Source organism: Singulisphaera rosea (assembly GCF_054877945.1).
The window spans coordinates 201,033-213,853 of sequence record NZ_JBTYIP020000016.1 but is presented as its reverse complement, the minus strand read 5'-3'; the positions used below and the strand labels follow the sequence as shown (position 1 = coordinate 213,853).

Sequence of the window (12,821 nt, the reverse complement as noted above, 5' to 3'; positions counted from 1 at the left end):
GCCTTGGGAAAGGGAGCGGGCGAGATGGACATTCGCGAGTTGCCGTTGCATGACCTGGTCCTCGACCCGAACCTCAACCTGCGCGACCGCCTCGACGACTTCACCGTCGAGCGTTACGCCGAGGCCTGGGACCGACTGCCGCCGATCACGGTCTTCGAAGTCGAGGGCCAGTGGGTCGTCGCCGACGGTTTCCACCGCCACGCGGCGGCGGTGACCCTCGGCCGAAAGTCGATCTCGGCCGAAGTCCGCGAGGGGACGTACACTGACGCACTCGACTTCGTCGCGAGCGTCAACCTCTTCCACGGGCTGCCGCTCACCCGCGCCGAGCGTCGGAGGGCGGTCGACGTCAAGCTCCGGATCCATCACGACTGGTCGGACCGCCGGATGGCCGAGGAGTTGGGGGTCAGCCGAGAGCTCGTCGCCAAGACCAGGCGCAGCCTGATCGAGGCGAACCAGATCCCGAACAACCCCGGCCGGGTCGGGGCCGACGGCAAGGTCTATTCCTCGGCCGGCCTGCCCAAAGATCCGAACGAGCACCTACCGAAAGGTAAGGCGAGCGCCCAGCAGGACGACCCCCGAGACCGGGGCGGTCGAGAGAGCGACACGCCCCCCTGGGACGACGCGACCAGCCCGATGCCCGCCGTGTCCCGGCCTCCGGACTTTTCGGATTCGGCGACGCCCCCCTGGGAGGCCGAGGACGCCAAGGCCGTCGCCCTTTCCGACCCGATCCCCTCGGCCGCTCCCACGATCGACGAAATGCTGGCCCTCATGGGCAAACAGGTGATGGAAGTCATCACCTGGACCCAGGCCGAAGGCTTCAACGAAGCCTATCGAGGCGCCAGCGGCAACGCCCGAGGCCTGTTCCAGGCCGCGGTGATCAAGCTCGCCGCCAGGGCCGACCAGTTGCGGAAGGGTTGATCGGCCGAGATCAGCCCCGGCGACACCTCGACGTCGGCCGACCGAGATCCATCAAAGCATTCCCACTCACCAATCCAAACAACACCCCGTCCGCGACGCTTCGCACGTCGCGGACGGGGTTGCTCATTATCTCGGGCCTCGATCGTTCAGGGGACGTCGGCCTCGACGGTCGAGCCCACGGCTGCCGGGACAATCGGGTCTCGGAGGCGTCGCAAGAGATGCTCACGGACGTCTTCCGGCCAGTCTCGAATGAGTTCCGCGACACGTCCGGAGTCGTCGGCGAAGAGGGCCCGCGTCGCCTCCTCGAACCCGGGCAGGTTGCCGGCGAGGGCCGACATGAACTTGTAGGTCGCCTCCCGCCTTCGTCTTGCGAAGTCTCGGCCTTCGTTCGCGCGCCGCGCCTCGTCCACGAGCTTGCGAAGGGCCACGGACGCCCCTCCCGGCTGGCTGGCCAACCACTCCCAGTGCCTCGGCAAGAGCGTCACCTCGCGGGCGACGACCCCCAGCCTCGGCCGGCCGGGGCCGCGAGGGGTAGCCTCGGCCTCGGTGGTGGATCCCGACGTCTCGTCGGGCGAGGCGAGACGCCCTTCGACATCCTCAACGGTGCCGCGGAAATCCATCTCAACCTGCTCGCCTGTCAGGTCGTCGAAGATCAGGATCGGCTCACGACCTCCCCGATCGACGACCACCTTCGTGCTCAAGGCCACCTCCCGAAGGTCGCCCGAGGCAATACATCGGAACCCCTCGAACGCCATCCACCGCCGCTGCGTCGAGACCACCATCACCTTCACCCCTTCCTCCCGGTCATGATCGACTGCGGAGGAATATTACCCGGACAAAATCACAAGTCAATAATATCCGGGTAAAATATCGACTGTGGAACCCGCGCCAGTTTGGACATCGTCGAAAGACGGGGCCACAGACCACGGCCACCGAAAAAACATGTCATCATTATTAAAAGTTTGGCCCGTGATCCCTATCTTGATTTCAAGGGACGGGTCACGGCACCCAACGAATCGGCGGATTGGGATGGTGCCGGGCCGCGCGACAGGTTCAAACCAGCTCGCAGAGGACGCTGTCGGCGAGGTAGAGGCCTTCGCGGGTGAAGCGGACGCGGCGACCGTCGTCGTCGAGGAGCCCTCGGGCGACGTAGGTCTGGACCACGGGTCCGGCGAGGGCGTCGAGGGTGATGCCGGTCCGGCGTTCGAAGTCGGGGCGATCGATGCCGGTGACGGTCCGACGGAGCATCAAGACGGCGGTTTCGCGGGCGCGGGCCTCGGGGTCGAGCCGCTCGGTCGGGCCGGTGGCCGGCTCGCCCGACTCGAGGCGCCTCAGGTAGGCGGGGAGGTCGCGAGTGTTGACCGATCGGACACCTTCGAGGTATCGGGCCGCGCCGACGCCCACGCCGAAATAGGCGTCGTTCGCCCAGTAGACCAGGTTGTGTCGCGACTCGTGCCCGGGCCTCGCGAAGTTGGAGATCTCGTACATCGCGAGCCCCTCGCGATCGAGACGGTCGATCGTGTGGGCATACATCGTGCGTTCGCTCTCTTCGTCCACCTCGTGGACGAGTCCCGCACGCCACTGCTTCCATAAGGCCGTCCCTTTCTCGTACACGAGGCCGTAGCACGAGAGATGCGAGGGCCCGAGCTCGAGGGCCGTCTCGAGGTCGGCCCGCCAGAGCTCCGGGGTCGAGCCGGGGACGCCGAAGATCAGGTCGAAGGACCATTGAGGGAATCGCGGACGGACCCATTCCAGGGCCCTCGCCACTTCCTCGGGCGCGTGGTTCCGCTCGAGGACCTCAAGCAGCGCCGGCTGGAACGACTGGGCGCCAAGGCTCACCCGGTTTACCCCACCCGCCGCCAGCACGTCCGCCTTCTCTTCGTCGAGCGTCCCCGGGTTGGCCTCGACGGTCCATTCGCCCCCGGGCGTGATCGGATACCAGCGGCGGATCATCTCGACCAGCCGGCGCAGTTGCCCGGCGTCGAGCCGGGTAGGGGTGCCTCCGCCGACGAAGATCGCGTCGACTTCCTGAGGCTCCCCCATCATCGCCATCTCACGCTCGAGTGCGGCGAGGTAGCGGTCGGCCTGGTGATCGACGCCTGCGAGCGAGGCGAAGTCGCAATAGCCGCACTTATGCGCACAAAAGGGAATGTGAATATAAGCGGCGCGAGGCCAGACCCAGGGATCGAGCATGAGAGGTCCAGACGAGGCTACGCCTCGAGACGGGCGGAACCGGAGAGGGTGGGTCGCGGCGACGCGGGCCTTGGTCGGTTCGAGGGATCGAGGCGAGGGGACGTCAGAGGACGGCTTCGAGGAATCGGATCTCGGGGACGTGCGACTTGACGGTCGCCTCGATCCCCATGATCAGGGTCATGGTCGAAGACGGGCACCCGGCGCAGGTTCCCTGCATCCGAACCTGGACGATGTCGTCCTCGTCGACACCGACCAGTTCGACGTCCCCGCCATCGACGAGGAGCCCCGGGCGGACGTGCTGATCGAGCACCGACTCAATCCGATCGCGGAGCTCGCAACGACGGCTATCGGGATCCAACATGCGTGAATCTCCTCGACAGGGCTGCGTAGGGGCGACAAATCCTCGAGATGACGCCTCGGATCAAGACCCAGCCCGCTCCACGCCGGGCTGAGTCGAATCTCATCGGATCAATATTTGCCGCCACCATACCCACCACCGCCGTAGCCACCGCCGCCGCCATAGCCTCCACGACCACCACCGCCGCCGCCATAGCCTCCACCACCATCACCCCGAGGGCCGCCGCCCCCTGGTGTCCGTGGGCGGGCCTCATTGACCGCGAGGCGTCGGCCCTCAAAGTCGTTGCCGTCGAGGGCCTGGATCGCCGCGTCGGCATCGTCGTCGCTGTCCATCTCGACGAAGCCGAACCCTCGGCTCCGCCCCGTCTCGCGGTCGCTCAAGACTTGAGCGGAGCTGACGGGACCGAACTGTCCGAAGAGTTCTTGAAGGAGCTCCGAGGTGGTCGAGTAGCTCAAATTCCCCACATAAAGCCGCTTCGCCATCGCTGATCGCCTGGAACAGGCCCCCCCAATCCACCACGGAATCATCAACACACAAGACTGGGCCGACCGGACGTGTCGAGGTCTCGCCCTGATCCCGAAAGCCGGAGACGTGCGGACGGTCGTAACTCGACCTCGGCGCGACCTCGGATCACGATCACAAGGCAGTATAAGCCGAAGAGTACGCCCCTTCAACGTACCCCCGACAATTCAAGCACTCCCTGAAGTTTGCATCGCCCCGTCAGGGACCCTTCGGCGTTCTCCGTCAAGCAACAAATATCGATGACATTTTCAATAAAAAGCTTCGCTCGCCAAATTTCACCCACTCCACATCAAATCCAAATCCGCACTACATGCGTGGACTCGAAAAACCTTGTCTGTTTTCGACGGCCCGACATCCGATCGAAGACCGAGCAGGAATTCCCAACAATAGATCAACCCATCAAGTTTTATTGTTTTTGAAATCATCCGTGTTCCATCCGTGGCTAAAAAGAACCTCCGTCCTCTCCGCCTTGAAATCGGGCTTGGGCCTTGAGGATGGCCTTCCTCTGGTGCAAGATCATGGCGGCCTCCTCGGGCCGGGGTCGACCACCGGGTGCGGCCGGCGACGCCCCTCCGCATTCGGAGACGCCTTTTCACCCCGATCGCACGCTTCGGACGGAGGGTTAGGCCGGTCGCAACCTCGCGAGCGACGCCCCGACCTCCACGACGTGGCTCGAGGCCAACACCAACGCCCTCAAGTCGGAGTCGCCCATGTTCGCCTCTCGGTATGCTCGGGCCCTCGGAATTGCTTGGACATTCCTACTGCTGTTCACGAACCCGGCCTCTTCAGCCTGGGCCGAGACGTGGCGAGTGACCGTCGAAGGCCAGGGGACCGACCTCGAGGCGACGCCGGTCGTCGCCGAGTTGAGTGTCCCCGTGCCAGCGGGCGACTACGTCCTCCAGACCGACGGGACGAGCAAGCCCCTGCCGGCGAAGGTCTTCGTCGACGGGAAAAAATCCTACCTGAGCGTCGTGCTCGAGCGCGTCCCGGGGAGGTCGCCCGCGACTTACAGCCTGAGGCACGAGGCGACTTCCGCGGGTGCACACCCCGGCATCGAGCTCCGGCCGGCCGGCCAGACGGTGGAGATCCTTTCGGGGGGCAAGCCGTTCACCGTCTACCGGACGGGCCCCGGGCCCAAGCCGTTCTATTTCCCCGTGTTCGGGCCGACCGGGGTCGCGGTCACGCGTGCGTACCCCATGGAGATTATCAAGGGTGAGGACCCGGATCACCCCCACCAGCGGTCGATGTGGTTCACGCACGGCAAGGTCAACGGCATCGACTTCTGGTCGGAGATCAAGGGGCACGGCTCGATCCGCGAAACCTCTCGGGAAATCATCGACGGCGGACCGGCCGTCGGGGTGATCCGGACGACCGACGACTGGTTGGCGCCCGACGGCAAGAAGGTCCTCGAGGACGTCCGCGACGTCCGGTTCCACGACACCGGGGCCGTGCGCATCATCGACTTCGGCATCACGCTGAAGGCGACCGCGGGGCCAGTGACGTTCGGCGACACGAAGGAGGGAATGTTCGGATTGCGGGTGGCGTCGAGCATGGACGTCAACAAGAAGACGGGGGGCAAGATCACCAATGCCGAGGGGCTGACCGACGACGCGGCCTGGGGCAAGCCTTCGCCCTGGGTCGACTACACCGGCCCGGTCGGCGGCCAGACGCTCGGGATCGCGATCATGAACCATCCCGAGAGCTTCCGATTCCCGACCACCTGGCACGTCCGGACCTACGGCCTCTTCGCCGCGAATCCGTTCGGGTGGCACGACTTCGGCAAGGCCCAACCCGGCGACCACACCCTCGCGCCCGGCGAGTCGATCCGCTTCCGATACCGGGTGCTGCTCCACGGCGGCACGACCGCCTCGGCCAAGCTCCCCGCCGCCTTCGAGGGTTACACCAAGCCGCCCAAGGTCAGCGTCGTGGCCGAGTAATCATCGGCGAGATCCATGGACCTCGCGCCTGGAATGAACCCCCGAGGGGGATTACAATGACTTCCTCAACATCCAGGGGCCGTGGGCACTGAATCCCTCGAGGAAGACTGTCGTCGGGCGCAGGTCGAAATGAACGACCGCGACGACGACCCCGAGTTCTTCGAAATGACGCCCCGAGTCTCGTTAGCGTGAGATTCTCCGATCCGTGACCCCCGGGCCGTCCTCGGACGTTCCGGGGAACGCTCGCGGACGACCGAAAGTGACGGGGCGTTCGATGCGAGAAGAGGATCCAGCCGATCGGACGAAGGCTCCCGAGCCTCCCGCGTTCGACGTCTGCGTCGTGGGGGGTTGCGGACACGTCGGCCTGCCCCTGTCGCTTGCGTTCGCCAGGGCGGGCCTCCGGGTCGCCATCTATGACATCGACGAACGTGCGGTCGCCACGGTGCGCTCCGGCACGATGCCCTTCCTCGAGCGGGGTGCCCAGCCCTTGCTCGAGCAGTTCATCGGCAAGTCGTTGATCGTCTCGAGCGACTCGGCCCTCGTGGCCCAGGCGCGATTCGTCGTGGTCGTCATCGGCACCCCCGTCGACGAGCACCTGAATCCGACCTTCCACAAGATGAGGCGATTCTTCCGGTCGCTCCTCCCCCTCCTGGCCGACGGCCAATGCCTGGTGCTCCGCAGCACGGTCCTGCCCGGGACGACCGACAAGATCCGGGAGCTCGTCCAGGCCGCGGGACGTGACGTCCGGATCGCCTACTGCCCCGAGCGGATCGCCGAAGGGAAGTCGCTCGAGGAACTCACCTCGCTGCCCCAGATCGTCTCCGGCTGCGACGAAGAGGCCCTCGCGCTCGCCAGTGAGCTCTTCGGCAAGATCGCCAGCTCGCTCATCCCGCTCTCGCCGATCGAGGCCGAGCTCGCGAAGGTCTTCACCAACGTCTGGCGCTACATCCAGTTCGCCACGTCGAACCAGTTCCTGATGATCGCGACCGACTACGGCCTCGACTTCTACCGGATCTTCGACGCGGTGACCCGCGACTATCCCCGGATGGCCGGCCTGCCCCGCAGCGGCTTCGCCGCCGGCCCCTGCCTGTTCAAAGACACGATGCAGCTCGCCGCCGCGGCGAATGACAACTTCGCGCTCGGCCAGGCCGCGATGCAGATCAACGAAGGGCTGCCGAACTTCCTCGTCCGACGGCTCAAGGTCAACTACCCGCTCTCCCGGATGCGGATCGGCATCCTGGGCATGGCCTTCAAGGCCGAGAGCGACAACGCACGCGAGTCGCTCTCGTACAAGCTCCGCAAGATCCTCGAGTACGAGGCGGCGGACGTCATCTGCACCGACGTCTACATCAAGGACCCCACGTTCGTGCCGGTGTCGGAGCTGATCGAACGCTCCGACCTTGTCATCCTCGGGGCCCCGCACGGTGCGTACCGGTCGCTGAGGTTCCCCGAGGCCTTGCCGGTTGTCGACGTCTGGGATTTCTTCGGGAAGGGAACGGGCCTGAGATGAAGGTTCTCGTCACCGGATCCGGCGGATTCATCGCCGGCTACCTCGTCGAGGAATTGCTGGCGGCGGGACACTCGGTCGTCGGGCTCGACAATTTCTCCAAGTACGGCCCGCTCGACCGAACGTACGACACTCACGACCGTTACCGCAAGGTCGTCGGCGACGCCAAGGACGTCGCCCTCGTCCGCGAGTTGCTCGAGGACTGCGACCACTTCGTCGCGGGCGCGGCGATCATCGGCGGGATCTCCCTGTTCCACGAGCTCGCCTACGACCTGATCGCCGAGAACGAGCGGATCACCGCCGCCGCCTTCGACGCCGCGATCGCCGCCCACCGCGACGCCAAGCTCCAGAAGATCACGGTCGTCTCGTCGTCGATGGTCTTCGAGAGCACGAACGTCTACCCGACCCCCGAAGGCGAGCAGGCCCTCTGCCCTCCCCCGCGCTCGACCTACGGGTTCCAGAAGCTCGCGACCGAATACTTCGCGAAGGGGGCGTGGGAGCAGTATAAGCTCCCCTTCACGATCGTCCGCCCGTTCAATTGCGTCGGCATCGGCGAACGTCGCGCCCTCTCCGACAAGGAAGTCCTCTCGGGCAACGTCCGCCTGGCACTCAGCCACGTGGTGCCGGACCTCGTCCAGAAGATCCTCAAAGGACAGGACCCGCTCCACATCCTCGGCGACGGCCAGCAGGTCCGCCACTACACCTACGGCGGCGACCTCGCCCGGGGGATCCGCCTCGCGGTCGAGTCCCCGGCCGCGCTCAACGACGACTTCAACCTCTCGACCGACGTCTCCACCACCGTCCTCGAGCTCGCCGAGTTGATCTGGCACAAGGTCCGGGGCGACGAGCCTTTCCGATACGTCTCCGACACCCCCTACACCCACGACGTCCAGCGCCGCGTCCCCTCCGTCGAGAAGGCCAAGCGAGTCCTCGGCTTCGAGGCCAACGCCCCCCTCTCCGAGGTCCTCGACGAGATCATCCCCTGGGTCCAAGGCCAGATCGAAATCGGGGGAATTTGATTCTCGGAAGGGCTGACTTGCGAAATCCAGGTTCTGTTTGTCAGTGACCCGACAGAACCCTAAGACCAGCCATGGATGGAGCACTTGCAAGAAAAGGCGGATCCATCCACAGATGACGCAGATTGACACGGATAGAATCGCAACAATTCCTCGATTTCATCCGTGTCAATCTGCGTCATCTGTGGATCGCCTTCAGCGTTATTGGCCTCGCCCGATGTCGAGTCGTTGTCTTTTATCCGTGCCCCATCCGTGGCTAAAAAGGTCCCGGCATCGATGACCACCGCGCCCGTCGACGTCGACTTCGTCATGCCCGTCTACAACGAGGGGGCCCAGATCGGCCGGGCCCTCGAAGAGATCTACGCGAAGGTGCCGCTGACCAAGCGAGTCCTCGTCGTCTACGACTTCGACGGCGACAACACCGTGCCGGTGGTCCGCGAGCTCGCGCCCCGATTCCCCGGCGTTGAGCTCGTCAAGAACAACCTCGGCCGAGGCGTCCTGAACGCCGTGCGGGCGGGCATCGCGGCGACGACCGCCGAGGTCGTCATCATCACGATGGCCGACCTCTCCGACGACCTGGGGAACGTCCCCCGGATGGTCGACCTGATCCGCAACCAAGGCTATGACATCGTCTGCGCCTCGAGGTACATGAAGGGGGGCCGCCAAATCGGTGGCCCTCGGCTCAAGAAGTTCCTCTCGCGATCGGCCGGCCTCTCCCTCCACTGGCTCGCGGGACTCCCCACGCACGACGCGACCAACGCCTTCCGCGCCTACCGTCGCCAGGTCCTTTTAGATCACCCGATCGAAAGCCAGGGCGGCTTCGAATACTCCCTCGAGATCACCGCCAAGGCGTTCGCCGCCGGTTGTCGAATCACCGAAGTCCCGACCACCTGGCGCGACCGCTCCGCCGGCGAGTCCCGCTTCAACCTCCGCGCGTGGCTCCCCCAATACCTCCGCTGGTATTTTTACGCGTTGACCCATCGCCCCTCGGGACGTCGGGTGAAGCCGTAGAGCAGATCCTCGGAGGTACGGAAACGGGGAGGATTCACCACAAAGGCACGAAGGACACAAAGCAAAGCAAAAGCAATTTTTACAATTGTTCGTTTTAGTTTTTCTTTGTGTCCTTCGTGCCTTTGTGGTGAATCCTCCCTCTTAATTGCGCAACCCGGACCGAGACCCAGCACCATGACGTTCGCCAAGCCTGGTTGTTCCCCCCGACTCATCCTGGGCGTCCTCGCCTTCTGCCTGCTCGCGGCATTTGGAGAGGCTCGCGCCTCCGAACTGCGCGTCGGGGCCTCGACCATCAGCATCACCCCCGACCGGCCGGTCGCCCTCTCCGGGCAGATGCATACCCGCATCTCGCAAGGGGTCAGGAGCCCGGTCACGGCGACGGCCTTGGCGTTCGAATCGAGGGATGAGTCCAAGGTTCTCGACCAGGCGATCTTCGTCGCGTGTGACCTCGTCGCCATCGACTCGGCGGTGATCAACCGAGTCCGTGGACTCCTCAAGGGACGGCTCCTCGACTTCGATCCCCAGAAGCTCGTCATCAGCGCCACCCACACGCACACCGCACCGTTGCAGCAGGAGGGGCAATACCTGATCCCCAAGGACGGCGTGATGCAGCCCTCCGAGTACTCCGAATTCCTCGCCGGCCGCGTCGTTGATGCCGTCGCAAAGGCCTGGGAGTCGCGAAAGCCCGGCCGGGTCGGCTGGGGTCTCGGCCACGCCGCGATCCCCCAGAACCGTCGGGCCGTCTACGCCGACGGCCAGACCATCATGTATGGAGCGACCGACCGCCCCGACTTCCGAGGCATCGAAGGGCCCGAGGACCACGGGATCGAGGTCCTCTTCGTCTGGGACGGCGATGGTAAACTGATCGCCTCGGCAGTCAATGTCGCCTGCCCGGCGCAGGAGGTCGAGGGTGACTCTTTCATCGACGCCGACTTCTGGCATCAGGTCCGCGAGTCGTTGAAGGCAAAGCACGGCAAGGACCTCGCCATACTCGGCTGGACGGGAGCGGCCGGCGACCAGTCCCCACACCTGATGTACCGCAAGAAGGCCGAGGAGCGGATGCGGACGCTCCGCAAGATCACCCGGCTCGAGGAGCTCGCGAAGCGGATCGTCGCCGCCTGGGACGAGGCCTACGAAGGAGCCCGCCAGGAACAGATCACCGGGGCCGTGCTCGTCCACCGAGTCGAGACGATCGACTTGCCCCCCAGATTGGTCACCGACGAGGAGTTCGCCCGCACCCGGAAGGAGATCGAGGTGCTCTCCAAGGATCCGCGAAACACCCGCATGACGAACTGGCACCAGGACGTCGTCAACCGCTACGAACGCCAGAAGGCCGGGAAGGTCAAGCCTTATCGGATGGAGTTGCACGCCGTCAGGGTCGGCGACGTCGCGATCACCACCAACGACTTCGAGCTCTTCACCCAGTACGGCCTCCAGATCAAATCCCTCAGCCCGGCGCTCCAGACCTTCATCATCCAGCTCGCGGGCCCCGGCTCCTACCTCCCGACGGCCGAAGCCGTCAAGGGCGGAGGCTACAGCGCGATCGTCGCCAGCAGCGAGGTCGGTCCCGAAGGAGGTCGCGTGCTCGTCGATCGCACGGTGGCGCTGATCCAATCCCTCTGGCCGTCGAAGTGACACTGGGAGGCCCGGATCGCCCTCTTCTACAGGGACAGACGTCATCCGTACGGAGGTTCCCCCAACGAAATTGCCGAACCCGCCCGCCCGAAAGGTGTCCTGGAAAGGAGGGCCTGATCGCCCCTCCCCCGACTCATGCCGGGCCACATACACCTTCGGAAGATGACGTCGCCGAAATGAGCCTGAACCACTATCTCGTCTTCGGCGACCTCCACGGCCGGATCCTCCCGGCGTTCCGACTGGCGATGGCCTGGGAGCGGGAGCATGGGATCCATCTCGACGGGCTGCTCCAGGTCGGCGACCTCGGCTACTTTCCCGATCCGTCTCGGCTCGACAAGGCGACCGCCCGGCATGCCGCCGCCGACCCCCTGGAGTTGGGGGCCTGCCTGATCGCCGAGCCCACTCGCGAGGCCGATGCCGTGCTGAATGGGCAGGACGGCCCGCCGCCTCCCCTCTGGTTCACGGCCGGCAATCACGAAGACTTCGAGGCACTGGCCACGCACGAGCGGAACGGAGGGAGGCATTCGTCGAACTTCCCCGTCGATGCCTACCTGCTCGTCCGCTGCATCCGTGACGGCCGGGTCGAGACCCTGCCCGGCCCCCTACGAGTGGGTGCACTCTGGGGGATCGATGACCGCGCGCCGAACGCCCGCCGCCGGACTCCCGACCGGGGCCGCATCCGGGAGGAGAGCGTGACCGCGCTGGCGAGTTCGTCGTTCGACGTGCTGCTCTCGCACGACGGCCCGAGGGATGCCGTCCTCACGGACAGCGGGAGCGAAGGTCTCGGCCTCATGCTCGAGTTGGCCAAACCCTCGTTCGCCTTCTTCGGCCACTACGGGAGCCGCTTCGGACAGGTCGCGAGCCCGGCGGGCGGCACTCAGGTCTATCAATTGGCGGGGTTCGAGTTGAGGCGAGGTGGCTCCTGTGCGGAAGAGGGCAGCGTCGGCCTCTTGAGTTGGGAGAATGGCTCGGGGACATTCCACTACCTGGAGAATTCCTGGCTACGCGGCTTCACTCGCCACAACTGGCACCACGAACGACACAACCGAGTCAGGGAATGAACCTCGAGACGGAAGCGTATCTCGACCAGAAGTCGCGATGGCCCAAAGCTGGCCGACATATCCTCGCCCAGGCCAATGCCGAGTCGGTCGTCGTGTACCAAGCGTACAACCCGAAGATCGGCCGCTATGCGGCCCAGCATGGCCATTTCGGGGGCGAATTCAAGGTCGGTCGGATGACCTGGATCAAGCCGAACTTCCTCTGGATGATGTATCGTTCGGGGTGGGGCACGAAGGTCGACCAGGAGGTGACTTTGGCCGTCCGCCTGCGCCGGGAGGCCTTCGACGAGATCCTCCGCCGGGCGGTCCCCTCGTCATTCTCGGCGGAGGCCTATGCGAGCCACGACGCGTGGCAGAAGGCGGTTGCCGAGTCCGACGTCCGGCTCCAGTGGGATCCCGACCACGGGCCATCCGGCAATCCCGTCGAGCGCCGGGCGATCCAACTCGGGCTCAGGGGCGACGTGGTTGGCAGATACGTGAAAGACTGGCTCATCGGTATCGAAGACATCTCCGACTTCGTCGCCGAGCAGCGGTCGAACGCGGTCGCCCCATTCGACCGACTGGTCATGCCCCGAGACGCTGTCTATCGCATCGAAGATCCGAAGGTCGCCGCTCGCCTTGGGATCTCCGAGTGGTCCCAGGCGCCTTGAGTCGTTAGAGGAGCCA

Annotated in this window: 12 protein-coding genes; 8 read left to right on the top strand and 4 right to left on the bottom strand. The window is 65.2% G+C overall.

Annotated elements, in window-relative coordinates; translation table 11 throughout:
• The first annotated feature begins 24 nt into the window (after positions 1-24).
• Positions 25-918 (top strand): ParB/RepB/Spo0J family partition protein, encoded by an 894-nt coding sequence (locus ACYOEI_RS24790; RefSeq protein WP_462852310.1) that lies wholly within the window; start codon positions 25-27, stop codon positions 916-918.
• Between the two features lie 146 nt (positions 919-1,064).
• Here the strand turns inward: ACYOEI_RS24790 and ACYOEI_RS24785 are convergent, their stop codons facing one another.
• From ACYOEI_RS24785 to ACYOEI_RS24770, 4 genes are all read right to left on the bottom strand, one after another.
• Positions 1,065-1,700 carry a DUF2239 family protein gene (locus ACYOEI_RS24785; protein ID WP_462852326.1) on the bottom strand — a complete coding sequence of 212 codons (636 nt, stop codon included), beginning with the start codon at positions 1,698-1,700 and terminating at the stop codon, positions 1,065-1,067.
• 271 nt (positions 1,701-1,971) lie between these two features.
• Positions 1,972-3,111, bottom strand: a complete 1,140-nt coding sequence (gene hemW / locus ACYOEI_RS24780) for a radical SAM family heme chaperone HemW (RefSeq protein WP_462852309.1) — start codon at positions 3,109-3,111, stop codon at positions 1,972-1,974.
• A 103-nt stretch (positions 3,112-3,214) separates the two neighbouring features.
• The gene (locus tag ACYOEI_RS24775) at positions 3,215-3,472 is read right to left on the bottom strand and encodes a NifU family protein (protein WP_462852308.1); all 258 of its coding nucleotides are present in this window, start codon (positions 3,470-3,472) and stop codon (positions 3,215-3,217) included.
• Between the two features lie 107 nt (positions 3,473-3,579).
• Positions 3,580-3,951 carry an RNA-binding regulator gene (locus ACYOEI_RS24770; protein ID WP_462852307.1) on the bottom strand — a complete coding sequence of 124 codons (372 nt, stop codon included), beginning with the start codon at positions 3,949-3,951 and terminating at the stop codon, positions 3,580-3,582.
• A 750-nt stretch (positions 3,952-4,701) separates the two neighbouring features.
• Between ACYOEI_RS24770 and ACYOEI_RS24765 the strand changes: the two genes are divergently transcribed.
• From ACYOEI_RS24765 to ACYOEI_RS24735, 7 genes are all read left to right on the top strand, one after another.
• Positions 4,702-5,928, top strand: a complete 1,227-nt coding sequence (locus tag ACYOEI_RS24765; protein ID WP_462852306.1) for a DUF6807 domain-containing protein — start codon at positions 4,702-4,704, stop codon at positions 5,926-5,928.
• Between the two features lie 274 nt (positions 5,929-6,202).
• A complete protein-coding gene (locus ACYOEI_RS24760) occupies positions 6,203-7,438 on the top strand; it encodes a nucleotide sugar dehydrogenase (protein ID WP_462852305.1) in 1,236 nt (411 codons plus the stop codon).
• Positions 7,435-8,454, top strand: coding sequence for an NAD-dependent epimerase/dehydratase family protein (locus tag ACYOEI_RS24755; protein WP_462852304.1), 1,020 nt, complete (start codon positions 7,435-7,437; stop codon positions 8,452-8,454). The genes ACYOEI_RS24760 and ACYOEI_RS24755 overlap by 4 nt, the downstream gene beginning before the upstream one ends.
• 273 nt (positions 8,455-8,727) lie before the next feature.
• Positions 8,728-9,462, top strand: coding sequence for a glycosyltransferase (locus ACYOEI_RS24750; RefSeq protein WP_462852303.1), 735 nt, complete (start codon positions 8,728-8,730; stop codon positions 9,460-9,462).
• A 174-nt stretch (positions 9,463-9,636) separates the two neighbouring features.
• A complete protein-coding gene (locus ACYOEI_RS24745) occupies positions 9,637-11,097 on the top strand; it encodes a hypothetical protein (protein ID WP_462852302.1) in 1,461 nt (486 codons plus the stop codon).
• A gap of 176 nt (positions 11,098-11,273) precedes the next feature.
• Complete coding sequence (locus ACYOEI_RS24740) at positions 11,274-12,158, top strand: metallophosphoesterase family protein (protein WP_462852301.1); 885 nt, start codon at positions 11,274-11,276, stop codon at positions 12,156-12,158.
• Positions 12,155-12,805, top strand: a complete 651-nt coding sequence (locus tag ACYOEI_RS24735) for a DUF4291 domain-containing protein (RefSeq protein ID WP_462852300.1) — start codon at positions 12,155-12,157, stop codon at positions 12,803-12,805. The genes ACYOEI_RS24740 and ACYOEI_RS24735 overlap by 4 nt, the downstream gene beginning before the upstream one ends.
• Positions 12,806-12,821: the final 16 nt, after the last annotated feature.